The organism is Streptomyces sp. enrichment culture (assembly GCF_964273255.1).
GTDB lineage: Bacteria > Actinomycetota > Actinomycetes > Streptomycetales > Streptomycetaceae > Streptomyces.
In genome coordinates, this window is record NZ_OZ186835.1 from 6,788,776 (window position 1) to 6,810,687 (window position 21,912).

The window sequence follows — 21,912 nt, forward strand, 5'->3', positions numbered from 1 at the left end:
CGGGTGCCCCGGTGCGGATGCGCTGATGCCTGCCCGGTGCGGGCGGGGGCTCGGGCGCCCCTCACCCCATCGGCCCCGCCCCCGTTCGCCCGTGGGGGTGCGTCACCTGCCGGCCGCCGTCCGGCGGACCGTGCGTCAGTCGCGGCCACGGGCCCTCCTGAACCGGGCCAGGCCCTCGGCGAGACCGATCAGCGGCTCCGGGTAGCGCAGCCGGGACCGCTGCTCCTCCGGCAGGCGCCAGGGCTCGTGCACCCGCCCGCCGGACACCGCCGCCAGTTCGGGCACCCAGCGGCGCACGTAGGCGCCGTCCGGGTCGTGCCGCCGGCCCTGCAGCACCGGGTTGAGGACGCGGTGCGGGCGGGTGTCGGTGCCCGTGCCGGCGACCCACTGCCAGTTGAGCTGGTTGTTCACCACGTCGCCGTCCACCAGCCAGTCCAGGAAGTGCCGGGCACCGATCCGCCAGTCCACGTACAGGGTCTTGGTCAGGAAACTCGCCGTCAGCAGGCGGGCCCGGTTGTGCATCCACCCCTCGTGCCGCAGCTGGCGCATCGCCGCGTCCACCACCGGGTAGCCGGTGCGGCCCTCCCGCCAGGCGGCGATGTCCTCGGCGGCCTCGTCCTCCGTGCGCCAGCGGTCGCCGCGCGAGCGGTAGTCCCGGACGGACACCTCGGGACGGGCCGCCAGCACCTGGTGGTGGAAGTCCCGCCAGCACAGCTGCCGCACGAACGCCTCCGCGCGGGAGCCGCCGTCCGCCCGGGCCCGCCCGACGAGTTCGGCCGGCGAGAGGGCACCGAAGTGGAGGTACGGCGACAGCCGCGAGGTGGCGTCCCCCGCCAGGTCGTCCTGCCCGTCCGCGGAGCCGCCGAGCCCGCCGGGCCGGCGGCGCGACCAGCGGGCGAACCGCTCCCGGCCCGCCGTCTCGCCGCCCGCCGCGAGGCCGGGAGAGAGCCCGGACGCCTCCGGGCGGGACGGCAGCGGTTCCCCGCGCGTCCCCGACGGAACGCGCACGGCGCGCGGCGCCGGGAGGGCCGGCCGCAGCCGCTCGTCCGTCCAGCGCCGGAAGTACGGGGTGAACACCGCGTAGTGGTCGGAGCCCGCCGGCGCCACCGCTCCCGGGGCCACCGCGGTGACCACGGCGTCGTGCACCCGCAGCGCCACGCCCCGCCCGCCCAGCACGCGGCGCAGCCGCTCCTCCCGCTGGTGGGCGTAGGCGGTGACGCCCGCGGCCATGTGCACCTCGGCCGCCCCGCACTCCCGGGCCACGGCACCCGCCACGTCGGCCACCGGGCCGGACCGCACCACCAGCCGGCCGCCGCGCTCGCGCAGCGAGGCGTCCAGGTCGGCCAGGCAGTCGGCGAGGAACGCCAGCCGGTTCGGAGCGTCGAACCCCGCCGCGTGGACGCCCGGGTCGCGGACGAACAGCGGCACGACCTCGTCCGCCGCGGCCAGTGCGGCGTGCAGCGGCGGATGGTCGTGCAGACGCAGGTCCGAGGTGAAGAGGACGACGGCGACGGTCATGGCGTCACTCCTGGTGGGGCGGTGCCGTGCTGGGGCGGTACGGGGTGCGCCGGTGCGGTCGCGTAGGCGCGGGCCGGAGGCGGGCATGAGGTGCGCGTCCCGGCGACACGGCACGGGACCGCCCTACCGCTCCGCCCGGCGCAGGCGGGCGCGGTGCCGAGCGGCCCGGCGGCCCGGCGCGGCCGGCCGCCCGGCCTTCCGTGCGCTCATCCCCTTCGCGGCGGCCTGGGTGATGTTGCGGGCCATGCCGCCGAAGACGACCGCGTGGAACGGGGACACGGACCACCAGTAGGCGTGCCCGGGCAGACCGCGCGGGTGGAACACCGCGCGCTGCCGGTACCGGGTGCGGCCCCGCTCGTCCGTCACCACGCGCATCTCCAGCCAGGCCGGTCCCGGCAGCCGCATCTCCGCCCGCAGCCGCAGCAGACGGCCCGGTTCGATCTCCTCCACCCGCCAGAAGTCCAGCGAGTCCCCCACCCGCAGCCGTTCGGCGTCCCGCCGCCCGCGCCGCAGCCCGACGCCGCCGACGAACCGGTCCAGCCAGCCGCGGACCGCCCACGCCAGGGGGAAGGAGTACCAGCCGTTGTCACCCCCGATGCCCTCGATCACCTTCCACAGGGCCTCCGGGGACGCCGCGACCGGCAGTTCCCGCTCGTCCTCGTACAGGCTTCCCCCGGCCCAGTGCGGGTCGGTGGGCAGCGGATCGCTGGGCGCCCCCGGGACGGCGGCGGACGACCAGCGCGTGGCGACCTGGGCGTCCCGGACCCGGCGCAGCGCCAGCCGCAGCGCCTCGTCGAACGGCAGGGGACGGCCCGGGCCGTCCGGCACGTGGCGGGCGATGTCGTGCTCGTGGCAGACGACCTCGTGCCGCAGCGATTCGGTCAGCGGGCGGGCGATGGCGGCGGGCACCGGGGTGACCAGGCCGACCCAGTAGCTGGACAGCCGCGGGGAGAGCACCGGCACCGGCACGATCAGCCGCCGTCGCAGCCCGCTGACGGCGGCGTAGCGACGCATCATGTCGCGGTAGGTGAGCACGTCCGGCCCGCCGATGTCGAAGGCCCGGTCGACGTCGGCCGGCATGGTCGCCGACCCGACCAGATAGCGCAGCACGTCACGCACCGCGATCGGCTGCGTGCGGGTGTTCACCCAGCGGGGGGTGACCATGCCCGGCAGCCGTTCGGTCAGGTAGCGCAGCATCTCGAACGAGGCCGACCCGGAGCCGATGACGACGGCGGCCCGCAGCACGGTGGCGGGCACCGGGGACCGAAGGAAGATCCGCCCGACCTCCGCCCGCGACCGCAGGTGCGGCGAAAGAGACTCCTCGGGCACGCCCATCGGAGTGAGCCCGCCGAGGTAGACGATCCGCCGGACCCCCGAGGCGTGGGCCTGCTCGGCGAAGATCCGCGCCGCCCGCCGGTCGGTGTCCTCGAACCCGGAGCCCGATCCGAGCGCGTGCACCAGGTAGTAGGCCACGTCCACGTCCCGCAGCGCGGCGGCGACGGACGCGGCGTCGGTGACGTCCCCGCGCACCGTTTCGACGTCACCGGCCCACGGGTGGTCCCGCAGTTTGTCCGGGGAACGGGCCAGACAGCGGACCTCGTGGCCGGCCTCCAGCAGTTCCGGGACCAGGCGGCCGCCGATGTACCCGGACGCCCCGGTGACCAGGCAGAGCAGCCGCTCGGTGTCCCGCTGTGCGTCCGTGCCCACGGTCGGACCTCCCTGCGTTCGCCTCCGGGACGTTCCCGGCGCTGTTCGTTCGAGCATGGCCGCAGGAGCCGCGCCGCGCCCGTCGCGGACGGGGCCGGAACGGCCCTCCGGGCGGGCGCGCGGGCCCTGAGGGGCACGCGCGCCTGTGGCCGTGGAGCCGGACGTCGGGGGCCGGCGCCGCTCCCGCACATCCCCACTTCGCCCGCACGGGGGTCACCGGATGCACCCCGTCCTCGCCCGCACGGGACCTGCCGGCCCCAGGGGCCCCAGGGGCCGCAGGGCCGCGGGCCGGTCGGCCGCAGAGGCCGCAGGGGCGCGGGACGGCGGAGGGCGGGATCGCGGAGCGCGGGGTCGCCGGGCCGGCCACCCGTCCGGTGGGCAGGACCGCCCGGGTCGTTCCGGACGCCCCGGCCCATCGGTCCGCGAGGGACCCGCCGGAGCGGCCCGCACCCGTCGTGGACCGCTCGTCCCGCAGCCGTGCGGCTTGCCCGGGCAGGCGGGTCCGTCCCCGGGCACCGGGGCGGGCCCGGGCGGGTGCCGTGGCCGGGGTCAGCCGAGGTCGGTGGCGATCCCGCGCGCGGCGAAGATCTCGGCCGCGTCCGGGACGGCCAGGACACCGTCCTCCACGAAGGTGACCTCCCGCAGGTTGGGCAGCAGGTCGAGGTCGTCGAGCGAGCGGACCGCGAACAGATCGTCCTCGCCGTCCCAGGCGGGCGCACAGTGGCGGAAGACCTCCGCCCCGGCGTCGAAGCACAGCTCCTCGACCCGGGCGAGCAGCCCGGCCGGGATCTCCAGGGCTGCGAAGTGGGCCCGGGACTCCGGCAGCACCTCCGCGTGGAGGCCGTTCTCCAGCACGTAGGACGCGGGATCGCCGATGCCCCGCCCGGACAGCCGTGCGGACAGGTCGTAGACCGGAAGGAGCGGCTCGGGGCCGTACATGAGCTCCTCGAGGACGAGCAGCTTGAGGTTGAAGTCGCGGAACTGGCTCATGAGGCATGGCTATCACGGGGGACCGACAGGCCCGGCGCCCGGTCGGACCGCCGTCCTGCTCGCCCGCCGGGAAGCCCGGACGAGGACCGCAGCCGGGCCGCGGAGCCGTCCCGCGTGAGCGGTGTCTCACCGCCCGGGCGTTGCTATGCAACAAAGTGCATAGCAGGATCGTGTGCATGGCGCTCGAGCACGCGATCCTCGTCTCCCTGCTGGAGAAGCCGGGCTCCGGCTACGAACTGGCCCGGCGGTTCGACCGTTCCATCGGGTACTTCTGGACCGCCACCCACCAGCAGATCTACCGCGTCCTCAAGCGCATGGAGAGCGACGGCTGGACCGAGGTCCGCGACATCGAGCAGTACGGGCGTCCGGACAAGAAGGAGTACTCCGTCACCGCGCGCGGACGGGCCGCGCTCTCCGCGTGGCTGAACGAACCGACCGAGCCCGAGAGCGTCCGCCACGATCTGGCCGTGAAGGTCCGGGGCGCCGCCTTCGGTGATCCGGCCGCGCTGACCGGCCAGGTCCAGGGGCACCGTCAGGCACACGAGGAGCGCCTCGCCCACTACCTCGCCGGCGAGGCCCGCGACTTCGGCGGACCCCCGCCGGACGGCCCGCTCGACGCCGAGCGGGAGCTCCAGCACGCCGTGCTGCGCGGCGGCATCGCGTACGAGCGGATGATGATCGCCTGGCTCGACGACGTCCTCGCCACCCTGGCCCGGTTCGACACCGGTCGCTGACCGGCCGCGCGCACCCGGGCACCCCGTCCCCGCCACGCCCGCGCACCCGAACGCGCAACTCCCCTTTTTCCCCGACCCCTCCCAGTCGAAAGGCGGCACTCATGGCCGACCCGCTGCTCCTCAACCCGCGCACCTACGACCCCGCGCACTTCGACCCGGAGACCCGCAGGCTGCTGCGTGCCACCGTCGACTGGTTCGAGGAGCGGGGCAAGCGCCGGCTGATCGAGGACTACCGGACGCGCGCCTGGCTCGGCGACTTCCTCGCCTTCGCCGCGAAGGAAGGGCTGTTCGCGACCTTCCTCACCCCCGCCTCCGCGGCCGCGGACGGCGAGGGCGACAAGCGCTGGGACACCGCCCGCATCGCCGCCCTCAACGAGATCCTCGGCTTCTACGGCCTCGACTACTGGTACGCCTGGCAGGTCACCATCCTGGGCCTCGGCCCCGTCTGGCAGAGCGACAACCCGGCCGCCCGTGCCCGCGCCGCCGAACTCCTCGACCAGGGCGAGGTGTTCGCCTTCGGCCTCTCCGAGAAGGAACACGGCGCCGACATCTACTCCACCGACATGCTCCTGGAGCCCGACGGCTCGGGCGGCTTCCGCGCCACCGGCTCCAAGTACTACATCGGCAACGGCAACGCCGCCGGTCTCGTCTCCGTCTTCGGCCGCCGCAGCGACGTCGAGGGCCCCGACGGCTACGTCTTCTTCGCCGCCGACAGCCGCCACCCGGCGTACCACCTGGTCAAGAACGTCGTCGACTCCTCCAAGTACGTCAGCGAGTTCCGCCTGGAGGACTACCCGGTGGCGCCGCAGGACGTGCTGCACACCGGGCGGGCCGCTTTCGACGCCGCCCTGAACACCGTCAACGTGGGCAAGTTCAACCTGTGCACCGCCTCCATCGGCATCTGCGAGCACGCGATGTACGAGGCCGTCACCCACGCGCACAACCGCATCCTCTACGGCCGCCCCGTCACCGCCTTCCCCCACGTACGGCGCGAGCTGACCGACGCCTACGTACGACTCGTCGGCATGAAGCTGTTCAGCGACCGTGCCGTCGACTACTTCCGCACCGCGGGTCCCGACGACCGCCGGTACCTGCTCTTCAACCCGATGACGAAGATGAAGGTGACCACGGAGGGCGAGAAGGTCATCGACCTGATGTGGGACGTCATCGCCGCCAAGGGCTTCGAGAAGGACAACTACTTCTCCCAGGCGGCGGTCGAGATCCGCGGCCTGCCGAAGCTGGAGGGCACGGTCCACGTCAACCTGGCGCTGATCCTGAAGTTCATGCGCCATCACCTGCTCGACCCGGTCGCCTACGAGCCCGTCCCGACCCGCCTCGACGCGGCCGACGACGACTTCCTCTTCCGCCAGGGCCCGGCCCGCGGACTCGGGTCCGTCCGCTTCCACGACTGGCGCCCGGCCTACGACACCTACGCCCACCTGCCCAACGTCGCCCGCCTGCGGGAACAGGCCGACGCGCTCTGCGAGTTCGTCCGCACGGCCGCCCCCGACGAGGAGCAGAGCCGCGACCTCGACCTCCTCCTCGCCGTCGGCCGGCTCTTCGCGCTCGTCGTCCACGGACAGCTGGTGCTGGAGCAGGCGGCCCTCACGGCCCTCGACGAGGACGTGCTCGACGAGCTGTTCGCCGTCCTCGTGCGGGACTTCTCCGCCGACGCCGTCGAACTGCACGGCAAGGACTCCGCCACCGGGGAACAGCAGCAGTGGGCGCTCGGCGCGGTCCGGCGTCCGGTCGTCGACGCGGCACGGTCCGAGCGCGTGTGGCAGCGTGTCGAGGCACTGTCGGGGGCGTACGAGATGAAGCCCTGAGACGGACACGCACGGACACGCACGCGGCCCCGGCCGCGCCGGCGGCCCGTCCGGCGAGCCGCTCGCGGGCCCCGGGCGGGCGGGCGACGGCGGCGCCACCGCCCGCCCGGGGCGTCGGCCCGCCCAGGGCGCCCACCGGGGGGAACCGGAACCCGGCGGGGTCCTACCGGTCGCCGCGGGAGTCGGGGCCGGCGTGCGCGGCGCGGCCGGCGTGGTCGGCCCGGCCGCCGGCGCCGAGCAGGCCCGTCGCCTCGAAGCTCTCCGCGGCGGCGAGACGCGGCAGTTCGCGCCGGGACAGCAGGGTCACCACCGGCGGCATCGCCGCCCGCACGGCCTGGGTGGCGCGCAGCCAGCGGGGCACGTAGACGGTCGGGCGGCGCCGCTCGACGGCCCGCACCAGCCGGCCCGCCACGTAGTCGACGGGGAACACCGTGCGGGCCGGCGGCGGCATGTGGCCGCGCAGATGCCGCAGCACCGCGTACTGGTCGGCGTCCCGGATCATGTCCGTGTCCGTCCAGTTGATGTACGCGATCCCCACCCCGACCCGCCGGTGGGCGACCTCGGCCCGCAGCGCGTGCGCGAACGACTCGACGCCCGCCTTCGACGCGCAGTAGGCGCTCATCATCGGCGCCGCTCCGATGGACGCGAGCGAGGCGACCTGCAGGAAGTACCCCCGGGTCTCGAACAGCGCGGGCAGGAACACCCGGGCGGTGACGGCGCTGCCGATGAGGTTCACCTCCACGACCCGGCGCCAGACCGCGGGATCGGACGTCTCGAAGGGACCGCCCTCGGCCACACCCGCGTTGGCGACCACGACGGACGGCGGCCCGAGCGAAGCGCCGATCTCGGCGGCGACCCGTGCCATGCCCAGGTCGTCGGTGACGTCGACCTCCCAGCACCGGGATGCGCCGGGCAGGGTGTCCCGCACCTGGGCGAGCGTGCGCTCCTCCCGGCCGAGCAGGGCGATCCTCGCCCCCCGCGCGGACAGGTCCCGGGCCATGGCCGCACCGAGTCCGCGCGCCGCACCGGTCACCACGGCGGTGCGCCCGCGCAGCGGGCTGGGGTGCACAGGCGGCATGGGACGGCTCCTCTCACGCGGCACTCGGCTCACGGTAGGCGCGTCCCGGCCGGTCGGCACCCCGGGCCGCCCGGCGCCCGCGCCCACGTGCCGCGGACCGGAGGACGGCGCCGCGCCGGGGACCGTGTCCCGCCGGCGCAACCGCCCGCCCGCCGCACCGCGTCGATCATGAGGAGGCAAGCCACACCCCCCACGACGAAGGAGCACCGCATGGCACGCCCAGGCCGGCCCGCCACCACCGCGATGACCCGGCGCACCCTGCTCACCGTCGGCACGGCCACAGCCACGGCCGCCCTGCTCGCCCCGCCCGCCCACGCCGCAGCCGCCCCCGCCTCGGACGGCCACGCCCCGGACGCCCTCAGCGGCCGCTTCCGTGCGCTGGAGCGGCGGTACGGGGCCCGGCTGGGCGTCCACGGCCACAACCTCCGCTCCGGGAGGACGGTGCACCACCGGGCCGACACGCTGTTCCCCGTCTGCTCCCTGTTCAAGCCGCTCGCCGCCGCGGCCGTCCTGCGCGACCTGGACCGGGACGGCGAGGTCCTGTCCCGCCGGATCCACTACACCGCCGCCGACCTCGTCGAGGGGTCGGACCACACCCGGCGGAACCTGGCCACCGGCATGACGGTCGCCGAACTGTGCGACGTCACGATCCGCTTCAGCGACAACACCGCCGGGAACCTCCTCCTGCGCGAGCTGGGCGGTCCTGCGGCGATCACCCGCTTCGCCCGCTCGACCGGCGACGCGGTGACCCGTCTCGACCGCTGGGAGACCGACCTGAACTCGGCGGAGCCCTGGCGGGTCACCGACACCACGAGCCCGCGCGCCATCGGCCGCACCTACGCCCGCCTCGTGCTCGGCGACGTCCTGAACCGGCCCGACCGCTCCCTGCTGACCGACTGGCTGCTGCGCAACGAGACGAGCGGCGCCCGGCTCCGGGCCGGCCTGCCCGCGACCTGGACGGTCGCGGACAAGACCGGAGCAGGTCCCTACGGCACGAACAACAACGTGGGCATCGCCTGGACGGACGACGGGACGCCGCTCGTGCTCTCCCTGCTGTCGCGCATGCCCGACCGGGACGCCGTGAGGAAGGACGAGCTGATCGCCGAGGCCGCCGCCGTCCTGGCGGAGACCCTGGGCTAGGTCCACGGTCGCGCGGGCCGGGCGGGGAGCGGAACGGGCCGTCCGGTCCGCCTCCGGTCCTCGCCCCGTCCGCCTCCGGTCCTCGTCCGGTCTGCGTCCGTTCCGCGTTTGCTCCGCGCCCGGTTTCCTGCGGCGCGCGTCGGCGGGAACCCGTCGAAACCTGTCGCTTCACCCCCTGGGGCAGCGGGCCCCGGGCCGCATAGCTTCGGTGGCGTCCAGGAAGGGCCGGACGCACCGAAGGAACCCCATGCACGTTCAGATCGTCCTGTTCGACGGCTTCGACCCGCTCGACGTCATCGCCCCCTACGAGGTCCTGTACGCCGGGGGCACCGCCTCCGGCGGCGCGGTCACGGTGGAACTGGTGACCGCCGAGGGCCCGCGCGAGGTGATGAGCGGCACCGGCGGCCTGTCGCTGCGGGCCACCGGCACCCTGGACCCCGGCCGCCCGGGGGTCGTCCTGGTGCCGGGCGCCGCCGGCCGGGTGGGCGAGCCCGGCGAGGTGCCGGACCAGGAGGCGGGTGCGGCGGGGGAGTGGCGCCGCGACGAGTTCGTCCCGGTGCTGCTGGGGCGGGCCCTGACCACGGGCCTGCCCGGGATGCTGAAGGCGGCGATGGACGACCCGGCGGTGACGGTCGCCACCGTGTGCGGGGGCTCGCTCGTGCTCGCCATGGCCGGGCTGCTCGAAGGCCGCCACGCCACCACGCACCACCTGGGGACGGACCTGCTGGACGCGACCGGCGCCCACGCGGTCCGGGCCCGTGTCGTCGACGACGGTGACCTCGTCAGCGGCGCGGGCGTCACCTCCGGTCTCGACCTCGCCCTGTACCTGCTCGAACGCGACGTCGGCCCCCGGATCGCTCAGGCCGTCGAGGACCTGTTCGCCCACGAGCGGCGCGGCACCGTATGGCGCGACAGGGGGCCCGTTCCGTCCGGCCTGTGAGCGCGGCCGTGCCGCCGTCCGCACCCCTCCGCCGTCGGCACACGGGCCCGGCCGTGTCCGTCCCACGTCCCCCCCCGACCGCCTCACCGGCCGTCCGGTCCGCCCGCCCCGTCCGCCCCGTCCGCGCTCCGCGCTGTCGGCCCCACCACCCGTCAGGAGAGCACGACCATGTCCGTCGAAGGAACCTGGGACCTGTCCATCGCCACCCCCCTCGGCCGGATCCGGCCGGTGGTGGACTTCCGCCGGGAGGGCGACGCCCTGACCGGGACCGCCCACGGTGTGGGGGAGGAAGTACCGCTGGTGGACGTCGCCGTGGAGGGACACCGGGTGACGTGGCGGCAGGCGGTCACCGAACCGCTGAGGCTGAACCTGGCCTTCGAGGTGCGGGTCGACGGCGACACCCTCGAAGGGACCTCCCGGGCCGGCCGCCTTCCGGCATCCCGGGTCACGGGGACGCGCCGGCCCGGCTGACGGCGACGGGAGGCCCACGAGCCGGAGGCCGGAGCCCGCGACCCCGGGGCCGGCCCGGCCGCGCGGACCCCGTCGCGGTCGCCGTCGCCGTTTCGCTGCCGCCGTCCGCCCGGCCCTCGGGCCGCTCCCTCGGGGGCCCGCGCAGGCCGGCCCCCGCCGCGCAGTCGCCGCCCGGCCGCTCACGTCGCGGTGGGCACGCACAGCACGGGGACGCGGGCCAGGTGCAGCAGCTTGTGCGGCGTCGAGCCCAGCAGCGCCCCCCGCAGCGGGCTCTCTCCCCAGCTGCCGACCACGATGACCCGCGCCCCGTGCCGTTCCGCGGAGTCGAGCAGTGCCTCGGCCGGCTTGCGGTCGATGAGTTCGACGGTGGTCCGCACACCGGCCTCGTCGGCGGCCCGGACGGCGCGGTCGAGCGCCGCCCGCCCGGCCTCGTGGAGGGCGTCGGTGTGAGCGGTGTACTCCTCGCCCATCGCACCGGGCGGAGCGGCTCCGTAGACCACGACCAGCCGTTCGTCGAAGGCCGCCGACACGTCGATGGCCACCCGCAGGGCGCTCGTGGCACCGGGCGATTCGTCGTATCCGAGGACGACCGTCATCTCAGGGCTCCTTGTGGCCGTGAACGAGTTCGGGGTCGGCCACCCCCCGGCGCTCCGACCAGAAGGCGGGCGCCACGAAGCGCCACACGACCATCAGGACGACGCCCGCGAGCGAGATGCCGATGCCGATGACCAGGGGCGGACCGAGTCCGAACCAGGAGACGCCGCTGTAGGAGTTCGCCGGGTCGGACATGTCGGCGACCGACTCCACGAGCAGCCACGTCAGCAGGCCCGCCCCGACCACCGGGCCGAGGCCGATGAACAGGAAGTTGCGCAGGCTCTCCGTGAGGTGGCGGCGGTAGTAGACGGCACAGGCGATGCCGGTGAGCGCGTAGTAGAACGCGATGAGCAGGGACAGCGCGGTGAGCGAGTCGAACAGGGCGTTGCTGCTGATCTGGTTGACGACGAGGTACCACGCGATGGCGATGCCGGCGACCCACCAGGTGCTCACGTCGGGGGTGCGGAAGCGCGGGTGGATGCGGGCGAAGTGGGCGGGCAGGGCGCGGCGCCGGGCCATCGACAGCGCGGTGCGGGAGGCGGGGATGATCGTGGTCTGCGTCGAGGCGATGCCGGAGGTGGAGACCGCGAGCAGCACCACCCAGTCCCAGCCGCCCATCGCCTCGTCGGCGAGCAGGGCGAAGATGAACTCCTCCTCCTCGGCGTTCTCGGCGAGGAAGGCCGGACCGGCGTAGGCGACCACGGCGTACGCGACCGACACGTAGGTCAGCAGCAGGATGACGGTCGACCACACGGCGGCCCGCCCGGGGGCCGAGGCGGAGTGCCTGACCTCCTCGGTGAGGTTGACCGCGGACTCCCAGCCCCAGTAGATGAACACGCCCAGCAGCAGGGCACCGGTGAGGGAGGCACCGCCGGCCCCGAACGGGTCGAGCCACCGCACCGCCGGCCTGGTGGATTCCAGCGAGCCCGTCCCGGCGTACACGCGGTAGAGGGCCACGACCGCGAAGGCGAGGAGGCAGGCCACCTGGGCGAGGATGAGGGCGTTCTGGACGCGGGCCGAGACCTCGGTGCCGATGACGCACACGGCCGTCATCAGCAGGATGAGCAGCACGGTGAGCAACTGGCGCACGAAGTCGTTCTCGACCCAGCTGTCGAGGCCGAAGGCGAGCAGGGCGAAGGTGACCGCGACGTCGGCCAGCGAGCCGACCACCAGGACACCGGTCATCGTGATGGCCCAGCCGCCGAGCCAGCCGGTCCAGGGGCCCATCGCCCGGGTGACCCAGGAGAACGTGGTGCCGCAGTCCTGGTCGACCCGGTTGAGGTAGTAGAACGCCGATGCGATCAGCAGCATCGGCACGAAGGAGGCGAACAGCACTCCGGGGGCGTAGATGCCGACCAGGGCCACGACCGGCCCGATGACCGCAGCCAGCGAGTAGGCGGGCGAGGTCGCGTTGAGTCCGATCACCAGTGCGTCGACGAACCCGATCGCGTTGGCCTTGAGGCCCTCGGCCGGGCGGGTCTCCTGGGATGCGCCGGTCATGCTCCCTCCCTTGCGTCGGGCGTAACCCCATAAAAACGCCGCAACGGGATTTTCGCCCGACGTGCCTGTCCGGGGTGTGCCGGCAGACGCGGGGCGCGATGGGGAGCAGGTCCGCCCGGCCTCGGCGGCGCAGCCGGCCGGACACCCGGGCGGCGGCCCGGGCGGCCTCCCGGGCGGCGCCATCGGCGGTGGCGTCAGGAACCGAAGGCACGACGGCTGCGGTTTCAGGTTTCAACTAGCGGTTGTGTTCATTCTATTGACACGTGCATTACATCGGCTTTACGTTCCGGCCATCTGAGAGCGCTCTCAGGCTCCCCACTCTGCAACGACTTGAGGTGCCCCCATGCCATCCCCCCGCACCAGACCGCCCCTGGTGGTCCTCCTCGCGTCAGCCGTGGCCTTCCTCGGCCTGGGCCCGGCCGCCGCGCCCGCGGCCGCCGCCACCGTGCCCGTGGGCTCCGGCAGCTACTCCGACACCCGCCCCGCCGGCACGTCGGGCCCCACCACCAACACCGGCACCCCGATCACGCCCAAGGTCACCGCTGCCGCCCGGAACCGGCCGGTGCCCACCAACGACTGGTGGTCCTCCCTCGCCTTCCAGCGCTACGGCGACAACCCGTACTCCACCCCCATGTACGGGCACCCCCTCACCTATCAGGCCACCTCCGGCGGACTCGACGTCGGCTACCCCACCTCCCCCTCGATCGTCGGGGACGGCCGCCAGTACGAGTACGCCCACAAGCGGGACCTCACCATCGGCCTGACCGGCCTCAACTCGCCGGACACCAAGGCCGACGACTGGTCGGACTGGACCGTCACCCCGCTGTGGTCCGACGGCAGCCGCACCCTGCGCACCACGATCGGCCACGGCTCCCCGTTCGTGTACGCCGAGGGGACCGGCGGCGACGCCCGCATCACCACCGCCGGCACGCCGAACGTCTTCGCCGACCAGGGCAACGTCCTCGGCATCACCGTCGCCGGACACCACTACGCCCTGTTCGCCCCGACCGGCAGCGACTGGAACGTCTCCGGCTCCACCGTCACCGCGGGCCTCGGCTCGAAGAACTACTTCTCCGTCGCCGTGCTGCCGTCCACCGGCGCGCTCGCCACCTTCAAGAAGTACGCCTTCAGCTTCGTCACCGGCTCCAAGGCCACCTGGAACTACAGCGGCGGCACGGTCAAGGCCACCTACACCCTCACCACCGAGGCCAAGGAGGGCTCCGAGCGCGGTACCCTGCAGGCGCTCTACCGGCACCAGTGGCTCCACACCAGGGACCCCCTCACCTCGTACACCTACGTCTCACCGCGCGGCACCATGAAGGTCCGTGAGTCGGCCTCCTTCTCCACCAGCCAGAAGGCGGCGGCGGTGCTGCCCGCGCTGCCCAAGTCCGACGCGGTGGACACCGCCCGGCTGCGGGGCTACCTCAACGACGTCGTAGGCGCCTCCGACCCCTTCTCGGGCGCGACCGACACCTACTGGACCGGCAAGGCCCTCGGCCGCCTCGCCCAACTCGTGCCCGTCGCCGAGCAGATCGGCGAGACCGGCATCCGTGACCGGCTCCTCGGCCTGATGAAGGGCAAGCTCCAGGAGTGGTTCACCGCGGGCGGCGCGAGCGAGTTCAGCTACGACAAGGACTGGCGGACCCTGACCGGGTACCCGGCCTCCTACGGCAGCGACACCGAGCTCAACGACCACCACTTCCACTACAGTTACTTCGTCTACGCGGCGGCGATCGTCGCCCAGTACGACCAGGCGTGGGCCGCCGACTCCGCCTGGGGCGGCATGGTCAAGACCCTGGTCCGGGACACCGCCAATCCCAGCCGCACCGACAGCGCCTTCCCCTTCCTGCGCGGCTTCGACATCTACGCCGGTCACAGCTGGGCCTCCGGTCACCAGGGCTTCGCCGCCGGCAACAACCAGGAGTCCTCCTCCGAGTCCACCAACCTCAGCGCGGCCCTGGTGCTGTGGGGGTCCGCCACGGGTGACGCCTCGCTGCGCGACCTCGGCACTTTCCTGCTGACCACCGAGTCGGAGTCCATCGCCCAGTACTGGTTCGACGCCGACGAGCAGGTCTTCCCGTCCTCCTTCGGCCACGACACGGCCGGCATGGTGTGGGGGAGCGGCGCCGCCTACGCCACCTGGTGGACCGCCAACCCCGAGGAGATCCACGGCATCAACGTGCTCCCGGTGACGGGCGGTTCGCTGCACCTCGGCCGTGAGAAGGCCGCCATCCGCCGCAACATCGCCGAGATGGAACGGGAGAACGGCGGCCCGGCCGTCGAATGGCGCGACCTGCTCTGGGAGTTCGAGTCCTTCGCCGACCCGGCCAAGGCCAAGGCGAAGTGGGACGCCGGGCACGCCGGCTACACCCCGGAGGAGGGCGAGTCGAAGGCGCACACCTACCACTGGCTCACCACCCTCGACTCCCTCGGCGCGCCGGACGCCGGCGTCACCGGTGACATCCCCACCTCCGCCGTCTTCGCCAAGGGCTCGGCCCGCACCTACGCGGCCCACAACCACTCGGCGAGCGCCCGCACGGTGACCTTCTCCGACGGCAAGACCCTCACCGTCCCGGCCCGTTCGACCGCCACCGGTACCGGCAGCGGGACCACCGACCCCGACCCCGATCCCGACCCGGACCCCGAGCCGCCGACCGGCAACACCTTCCAGCTGCGCAGCGGCGGCACCCTCACCACGGCGACCGACGGCACGGCGGGCAGCGACACCATCGCCTCCGCCGGGGGCGCCAACCACGACGGCACCCCGAACCGGCCCCTCGTCTACGAGGTCCGCGGCGTCAACGGAACCTTGACCTCGGGCGCGCAGACCGCCTTCCGCCTCCAGGTCGACGCGGGCACCTCGGTCGGGCTCGGCCAGCAGGCACGGGTCAGCTACGACCTCACCGGCGACGGTGACTTCGAGCGGACCGAGACCTACCACTACTTCGCGACCGACCCGGTCACCGGATGGGAGGAGTACACGCAGGCCCGCGGCCTCAAGGCGGCCACGGGGAACCTGGGCGACCTGAAGGGCGGCACGGTGCGCCTGGAAGTGTGGAGCGCCATCGGTAACGGCACCGCGCAGCTGCGGACGGGCACGGACAAGTCCGTGCTGGTGATCCCGTACAGCTGAGGCGTGGCGGTCGGTCCCGCGGCCGGCGGCCTGTCCGCCGGCCGTCGGGCGGCCCCGGTGAGGCCCCTGAGGCCGACGAGGTCGGTGACCCCGGTGGTCCCGTGCCGGCCCCGTCCGTACGACGGTCCGACGACAGCCCGCGGCGGGCACCGGCATCCGGCCGGTGCCCGCCGTTCGGCGTGGGTGCACGGACGGGCGGGGCGGACGCGGTGCGGTGGCGGGCTTGGTGCGGCGCCCGGGTCGTCCCTCGCCCGTTCGCCTCGCCCGGTTCGCCTCGTCCGTCAGCCGTCAGCCGTCAGCCGTCAGCCTCAACTGTCAGACGGCTGTCAGCCCGTCCGCCGGGCGGCCCACACCGTGCGTTCGGTGCGGACGGCGAGGTCGTCGCGCCGCAGGATACTGTGCGGGCCGTCGGTGTCCAAGAGCCGGTCGAGTGCGGCCACGTCCTCGGCGTCGAGCAGGCTGTCGATCCCCTGCCGCAGGCGCCGCAGGCTGCCGAGCGCGTACGCGCCGACCGAGGGGTGCCGGGCCCCGTCGATGTGCACCGTGACCGTGCGTGTGCCGGCCGGCGTGAACCCGGCGTCGGCCAGCATCGGCCCCCAGTCGGCGCCCCGGTGCGGTGCGTGCTCGGCGTGGAAGGCAGCGCGCACCGCGTGGCAGCGGTCCTCCAGGCCGGGGCGTTCCCGGGGCGCGTCCGCCGGCAGGAAGCGCGGGAAGTCGGCCAGCTCCACGACGGCGAACAGCCCTCCGGGGGCGAGCAGAGCGTGGACCGCGCGCAGCGCACGGCCCGGGTCGGCCAGGTGGTGCATCGAGGCCGAGGCCCACACCAGTTCGGGCGTTCCCAGATCGGGCCAGTCGGGGTCGTCCAGATCGGCCCGCAGGCCCCGGACGCGCCCGTCGATGCCGCGGACGCGGGCCTTCTCCGTCAGCCGGTCGAGATGAGCGGCGGAGGCGTCGACGGCGGTGACCTGGGCGTCCGGGAACCGGTCCAGCAGGGCGAAGGTGCCGGCCCCCGTCCCGCAGCCCAGGTCCAGGATCCGGCGGGGAGGCGCGGCGAGCGGCAGCCCGCCGGTGATGTCGGCGAGGTGTTCGGCGAGGACCTCGGCGTCGAGGTCGAGGAGTTCGGCCTGGTCGTCGGCGCCGTGCCGGTGGTGCGGCCCGCCGTGGCGGCCGCACCGGTCGTGCGGGTCGTGGTGGTGGGCGTGTGGACCGCCGTGGCGGTGACCGTGCGGCGTGCCGCCACCGTCGTCGTGCGGGCCGGGGCCGGGGGAGGGGCGGGTCGGGCGGTCGTGGTGGGCAGCTGGCTGGCTCATACCGGCGACGCTAGGACGTTCGTGCGCGAGCAGCAGGGTCCCTTGCGTACAGCGCAAGGAGGTCTCCGGACCGGCTGCCGGGCGCGCAAAGCGAGGCTGAGGCCTGCACGCCGCGCACCACCGCCGCCGGTCAGGAACCCGGAGACCGGGGCGCTCGTTCCTGTGTCCCGCGAAGCTTCCGCTGATCCTGCTGATCCGCTGATCCGCTGATCGCGCTGTTCCCGCTATCCCTGCTGACCCCGCTGATCGCGCTGATCCCGCTGGTGTCCGCGTCGGGCGTCCCGGTCGAAGATCCCGAGGATCTCGCAGGGCCCTCCGTCGGCCCCGATCGCGTGGGGGAGCATCGTGGGGAACTCGGCGGCCTGGTGGGTCTCGACGCGCAGACGGCGGTGCCCGAGCAGCAGGATCGCCGTACCGGACAGCACCACCAGCCATTCCCGTCCCGGATGCGCGCGCATCCGCGCGGGGTTGTCGGGCGGCGGTTCGGTCATGCGCTGACGCACCACCGTGATGCCCGGGTCCCCCTTCACCGGCCAGCGCATCAGTCCGTGGGCGGCGTCGATCATCGGGCTCACGACGACGTCGTCGGAGGCGGTCTCCACGAGTTGATCGAGCGTGGTGTCCAGAGCCCGCGCGAGGGTGACGAGGCTGTCCAGTGCCAGTCGGCGCTGCCCGTTCTCGATGCGGCTGAGCGTGGACTGGCTGAGTCGCGCACGGGTGGCCAGTTCCTCCAGTGACCAGCCCTGTGCCACGCGCAGCGCGCGGATCCTTTTGCGTACCAGGCTGTCCAGATCGTCGTCGTCTTGCGTCATGGGCAACATCGTATGCCTCTTCTGCATGCCCGTCCTAGCGTCGTCGGCGACGGCCCGGGCCGCCCGGCCGCCGGTGCGGCGCGCGCAGCGACGCGAACGATCCCCCCGGAGCCCCGGCCCGTGCCCGGCCGTCCCCCGTCACCCCGCCCGGCGTCCGGCCTGCGCCGACGCCGGCACCGCACGCCCCGAGGAGAGGAACCCATGAGAAGCCACCAGCCGGGCGACACCCCGCACGGCGACGGAGTTCACGCCGCCGACGCCCCGCCCCCGACGGCCGCCCCGGTCGCGACGGGCGCCACGGACCCGACGGCCCCTCCGGCCGCGACGGACGCCCCGGCCCCGACGGACCCTCCGGCCGCGACCGGTGACCCGAAGGCGACCGCCGGCCCTCCCCGGAGCACGGGCCCGCACGCGGGCGCCGGTCCCGACGGCACCGTGAAGCCGCCCGTGGCCGCCCGGACCGCCCGGACCGCCGCGTCCCTCGCACCGGTCGCGGCCGACGGTCCGCCCGCACCGGACCACCCGTTGGACGCACGCCGCCTGCGGGCCGTCCTGATCGCCGTCTGCACCGCCCTGATGGCCGTCATCGCCTCGGTGTCCGGCCTGAACGTCGCCCAGCCCGACCTCGCCGTCGAGTTCGGCGCCTCGCAGAGCACCATCCTGTGGATCATCAACATCTACACGCTCGGCCTGGCCGCGCTGCTCCTCCCCCTGGGGGCGGTCGGGGACCGGCTGGGCCGCAGACCCATGCTGATCGCCGGCCTCGTCGTCTTCGGCGTGGCGAGCGCCGCGGCCGGACTGGCCCCGACGGCGGAGGTGATGCTCGCCGCACGGGTGGCGAGCGGGGTCGGCGCGGCCATGATCATGCCGATCACCCTCGCCGTCATCACCTCCACCTTCCCGGCGGAGGAACGCGGCCGGGCGATCGGGGTGTGGACGGGCATCGCCGGAGCCGGGGGCATCCTCGGCATGTTCCTCTCCGCCGCGCTCGTCGACCTGGCGAACTGGCGCTGGCTGTTCGTCCTGCCGGTGGCCCTGGTCGTCGTCGCCCTGCTGATGACGGTCCGGTCGGTGCCCGACTCCCGCGAGAGCACCGGGCACGCCTTCGACACCGTCGGCGCGCTGACCTCCGCGGTGGCGGTGACCGGCCTGATCTTCGTCCTCCAGGAGGGCCCGGAGCGCGGCTGGACCGCCCCCGTCACCCTGCTCTGCCTGGCCGTCGGCGTGCTCGCCGCGGCGTGCTTCGCGGCCTGGGAACTGCGCCGCCGGGACGCCGCGCTGCTCGACGTGCGTCTGTTCCGTGAGCGCGGACTGGCCGGCGGCTCGGTCACGCTCCTGGTGGTCTTCGGTGTGCAGGCGGGGATCTTCGTCGTGCTGTTCCCGTTCCTGCAGGCCGTCCTGGGCTGGTCGGGCCTGCTGTCCACGCTCGCCCTGATGCCGATGGCCGTGGCCATGATGCTGGCCTCCGGCCTGGCGCCCCGGCCGGCCGCGCGCTTCGGGCCCCGCCCGACCATGGCGGCGGGCATCCTGCTCGCCGGCCTCGGACTGGCGCTCATGGCCGCCCTCGTCTCCGTCGACGGCGGCTACCTGTCCCTGCTGCCCGGCATGCTGGCCATGGGCATCGGCATGGGCCTGTCGATGACACCGTCGACCGAGGCCATCACCGGCTCCCTGCCCCGCGAGCGGCAGGGGGTCGCCTCGGCGCTCAACGACGTGACCCGGGAGTTCGGCACTGCGCTCGGGATCGCCCTGCTCGGCGCCCTGTCGTCGGCGGGATACCGGCGTTCCATCGACGACCGGCTGCGGGACGTCCCGCAGGGCGCCGCCGGCACCGCCCGCGAAGGGGTGGCCAACGCCGTCGAGGCCGCCCGCGACGCGGGACCACAGGCCGGGCAACTCGTCCGCGCCGCCCGCGAGTCCTTCGTCGACGGCTGGCAACAGGCCATGTGGGCGGGCGTCGCCGTGATGGCCGTCCTGTTCCTCCACGTCCTGCTCCGGGGCCCGCGAACGCCCGTGCCCGCGCCGGAGGCGGACACCGGCTCCCGGGAACCCGTCGTGACCCCCTGACGGAACGGACCCGCGCGGGTCACCGGCGACGGTGGCCGGGCGAAGGCCCGGGCGGTGGCCCGGCGGGCACCGGAGGACATCGGCGCGGACCGCCTCGCCGCCCGGGGCCGCATCACCCCTCGGCACGGTCCCGCCGTCTCCAACCACCGCGGTACCGCACAAGGTTGACGCCCACCCGGCCGAACCGGCGCTACGCTGCGGCGATGCGGAGCCGTCCCCTGGTCGTCGACACCCTGATCGCGGCGGCGCTGACCGCCGTCGCCCTGCTGCTGGGCCCGGAAGCAGCGCGCCAGGGGCAGCACCCCCTCGACCCCGTCGCCTACGTGCTCGTGCTGCTCACCCATCTGCCGCTGGTGTTCCGGGTCCGGGCCCCGGTCACCGTCTGTCTGCTCGTCCACGGCATCTGGCTGGTGTACATCACCGCCGGCTACTGGCCCGTGGTGTGCAGCTTCGGGCCCATGCTCGCCGTCTACACCGTCGCCTCCCTGCGCCCGGCGCGGACCTCCGTGCCGTACGCGGTGCTGATGGGCGCGGTGTGGGTCTACGCCGGCGCGGTCGACGGCACCGACTCCTGGCCGTCCGTCCTCGGCCAGGCCGTCGTCTACCCGGCGGTGCTGTGGCGGTTCGGGGTGCTCGCGCACCGTTCGGCCGACCTCGCACGGCAGTTGCGCAGGGAACAGGCCGAGCGGGCACGCCGGGAGGTGGCCGAGGAACGCAGCCGGATCGCCCGCGAACTGCACGACGTGGTCGCCCACCACATGTCCGTCATCTCCGTGCAGACCGGTCTCGCCCGGTTCGTCTTCGACACCGACCGGCGGACCGTGCGGACCGCACTCGACACCATCGACGCCGTGGGCAAGGAGGCCCTCGAAGAGCTGCGCCGGATGCTGATGGTGCTCCGCACCACCGACGACGCCGCCCTCGCCGACCCCATGCCCGGCCTCGCCCGCCTCGACGACATGGCCGACCGCATACGCAGCGGCGGCGTCCCGGTCACCCTGACCGTCGAGGGCACGCGCCGCCCCCTCGCCCCCGGCGTCGAACTGTGCGTCTACCGGGTGGTCCAGGAAGCCCTCACCAACGTTCTCAAACACGCGCCCGGTGCGCGGGCCGAGGTACTCCTGAGGTACGAGCCGCACCAGGTGACGGTTTCGGTCACGGACAACGGTGAGGGGGTGATTCCGGACAGAGTGCGGACCGGCGGCGGGCACGGCTTGATCGGCATGCGGGAGCGCGCCAAGCTCTACGGCGGGCAGATCAGTACCGGCCCGCGGGACCAAGGGGGCTACGCCGTGCGGCTGACCCTGCCGACCACCGCGCGAGCCACCGTGCAGGGAGACGACACCGCCACATGACCAGAGTGCTCGTCGTCGACGACCAGTTCCTCATCCGGGCCGGCCTGGCGGGCCTCCTGCGGGCCGCACCCGGCATCGAGGTGGTCGGCGAGGCGAGCAGCGGCGACGAGGCCGTGTCCCTGGCCGCGGAGACCGGCCCCGACGTGGTCCTCATGGACATCCGCATGCCCGGCATGACCGGCATCGAGGCCACCGAACGCATCCTGGCCCAGGCGGGCGCCACCCCGCCCAGGGTGCTGGTGCTCACCACCTTCGACCTCGACGAGTACGTCTACGGCGCCCTCCGCGCCGGCGCCTCCGGCTTCCTCCTGAAGGACTCCGGCCCGGAACGCCTGCTCGCCGCCGTGGCCGCGGTGGGCGCCGGCGACGCCCTCTTCGCCCCCAGCGTCACCCGGCGCCTGGTCGAGGCGTACGCCCGCCGGACCGCCGACGAACAGCCGCCCGCCCTGGAGGCGTTGACGTCCCGCGAGGTCGACGTCCTCAGACTCTGCGCGCGCGGCCTGTCCAACGTGGAGATCGCGAACCGGCTGTTCATCAGCGAGGCGACCGTCAAGACCCACCTCAACCGCACCATGACCAAACTGAACCTGGGCAGCAGGGCGCAGGCCGTGGTGGTCGCCTACGAGACGGGACTCGTGACACCGGGGGCGGCGGGGAGGTAGCGCGCGCCGCGCGAGGCAACGCCCGGGGGCACCGGCCGGCGCTTCGGTGCCGCAGACGCCCGGTCGGGTGGTGCG

At 74.2% G+C, this 21,912-nt stretch carries 17 protein-coding genes; 9 read left to right on the top strand and 8 right to left on the bottom strand.

The window, feature by feature from the left end; genetic code table 11:
• Positions 1-135: 135 nt before the first annotated feature.
• The 3 genes from ACSU53_RS29695 to ACSU53_RS29705 form a co-directional block, all read right to left on the bottom strand.
• On the bottom strand, positions 136-1,518 hold the full coding sequence (locus ACSU53_RS29695) for a cryptochrome/photolyase family protein (protein WP_437032758.1): 1,383 nt from the start codon (positions 1,516-1,518) through the stop codon (positions 136-138).
• A gap of 123 nt (positions 1,519-1,641) precedes the next feature.
• Complete coding sequence (locus ACSU53_RS29700) at positions 1,642-3,225, bottom strand: SDR family oxidoreductase (protein WP_437032759.1); 1,584 nt, start codon at positions 3,223-3,225, stop codon at positions 1,642-1,644.
• Between the two features lie 549 nt (positions 3,226-3,774).
• Positions 3,775-4,215 carry a DUF6892 domain-containing protein gene (locus ACSU53_RS29705; RefSeq protein ID WP_437032761.1) on the bottom strand — a complete coding sequence of 147 codons (441 nt, stop codon included), beginning with the start codon at positions 4,213-4,215 and terminating at the stop codon, positions 3,775-3,777.
• Between the two features lie 176 nt (positions 4,216-4,391).
• On the opposite strand from ACSU53_RS29705, the gene ACSU53_RS29710 reads away from it, so the two are divergent.
• Positions 4,392-4,949, top strand: a complete 558-nt coding sequence (locus tag ACSU53_RS29710) for a PadR family transcriptional regulator (RefSeq protein ID WP_437032763.1) — start codon at positions 4,392-4,394, stop codon at positions 4,947-4,949.
• 101 nt (positions 4,950-5,050) lie between these two features.
• Positions 5,051-6,775 carry an acyl-CoA dehydrogenase family protein gene (locus ACSU53_RS29715; RefSeq protein ID WP_437032765.1) on the top strand — a complete coding sequence of 575 codons (1,725 nt, stop codon included), beginning with the start codon at positions 5,051-5,053 and terminating at the stop codon, positions 6,773-6,775.
• Between the two features lie 163 nt (positions 6,776-6,938).
• On the opposite strand, the gene ACSU53_RS29720 is transcribed toward ACSU53_RS29715, so the two are convergent.
• A complete protein-coding gene (locus tag ACSU53_RS29720; RefSeq protein WP_437032767.1) occupies positions 6,939-7,853 on the bottom strand; it encodes an SDR family oxidoreductase in 915 nt (304 codons plus the stop codon).
• 210 nt (positions 7,854-8,063) lie between these two features.
• On the opposite strand from ACSU53_RS29720, the gene bla reads away from it, so the two are divergent.
• The 3 genes from bla to ACSU53_RS29735 all read left to right on the top strand — a co-directional run bounded on the left by bla (position 8,064) and on the right by ACSU53_RS29735 (position 10,404).
• A complete protein-coding gene (bla, locus tag ACSU53_RS29725; RefSeq protein ID WP_437032769.1) occupies positions 8,064-8,993 on the top strand; it encodes a class A beta-lactamase in 930 nt (309 codons plus the stop codon).
• Positions 8,994-9,240: 247 nt separating this feature from the next.
• Positions 9,241-9,933 carry a DJ-1/PfpI family protein gene (locus tag ACSU53_RS29730; RefSeq protein ID WP_437032771.1) on the top strand — a complete coding sequence of 231 codons (693 nt, stop codon included), beginning with the start codon at positions 9,241-9,243 and terminating at the stop codon, positions 9,931-9,933.
• 168 nt (positions 9,934-10,101) lie between these two features.
• Positions 10,102-10,404: a hypothetical protein gene (locus ACSU53_RS29735; RefSeq protein WP_437032772.1), complete on the top strand. Its 303-nt coding sequence runs from the start codon at positions 10,102-10,104 to the stop codon at positions 10,402-10,404.
• Between the two features lie 179 nt (positions 10,405-10,583).
• Here ACSU53_RS29735 and ACSU53_RS29740 read toward each other — a convergent pair whose 3' ends face one another.
• The gene (locus ACSU53_RS29740) at positions 10,584-11,000 is read right to left on the bottom strand and encodes a universal stress protein (protein WP_437032774.1); all 417 of its coding nucleotides are present in this window, start codon (positions 10,998-11,000) and stop codon (positions 10,584-10,586) included.
• A 1-nt stretch (position 11,001) separates the two neighbouring features.
• The gene (locus ACSU53_RS29745) at positions 11,002-12,498 is read right to left on the bottom strand and encodes an APC family permease (protein WP_437032776.1); all 1,497 of its coding nucleotides are present in this window, start codon (positions 12,496-12,498) and stop codon (positions 11,002-11,004) included.
• A gap of 343 nt (positions 12,499-12,841) precedes the next feature.
• On the opposite strand from ACSU53_RS29745, the gene ACSU53_RS29750 reads away from it, so the two are divergent.
• Positions 12,842-15,631: a glycosyl hydrolase gene (locus ACSU53_RS29750; RefSeq protein ID WP_437032778.1), complete on the top strand. Its 2,790-nt coding sequence runs from the start codon at positions 12,842-12,844 to the stop codon at positions 15,629-15,631.
• A 326-nt stretch (positions 15,632-15,957) separates the two neighbouring features.
• On the opposite strand, the gene ACSU53_RS29755 is transcribed toward ACSU53_RS29750, so the two are convergent.
• Entirely contained in the window at positions 15,958-16,941 is a 984-nt protein-coding gene (locus ACSU53_RS29755; RefSeq protein ID WP_437032780.1) for a class I SAM-dependent methyltransferase, read from the bottom strand.
• A gap of 224 nt (positions 16,942-17,165) precedes the next feature.
• Positions 17,166-17,762: a helix-turn-helix domain-containing protein gene (locus ACSU53_RS29760; RefSeq protein ID WP_437032782.1), complete on the bottom strand. Its 597-nt coding sequence runs from the start codon at positions 17,760-17,762 to the stop codon at positions 17,166-17,168.
• A gap of 567 nt (positions 17,763-18,329) precedes the next feature.
• On the opposite strand from ACSU53_RS29760, the gene ACSU53_RS29765 reads away from it, so the two are divergent.
• The 3 genes from ACSU53_RS29765 to ACSU53_RS29775 all read left to right on the top strand — a co-directional run bounded on the left by ACSU53_RS29765 (position 18,330) and on the right by ACSU53_RS29775 (position 21,837).
• A complete protein-coding gene (locus ACSU53_RS29765; protein WP_437033487.1) occupies positions 18,330-19,820 on the top strand; it encodes an MFS transporter in 1,491 nt (496 codons plus the stop codon).
• Positions 19,821-20,023: 203 nt separating this feature from the next.
• Entirely contained in the window at positions 20,024-21,175 is a 1,152-nt protein-coding gene (locus ACSU53_RS29770; protein ID WP_437032784.1) for a sensor histidine kinase, read from the top strand.
• Positions 21,172-21,837 carry a response regulator gene (locus ACSU53_RS29775; RefSeq protein ID WP_437032786.1) on the top strand — a complete coding sequence of 222 codons (666 nt, stop codon included), beginning with the start codon at positions 21,172-21,174 and terminating at the stop codon, positions 21,835-21,837. Before ACSU53_RS29770 ends, ACSU53_RS29775 begins: the two co-directional genes overlap by 4 nt.
• Positions 21,838-21,912: the final 75 nt, after the last annotated feature.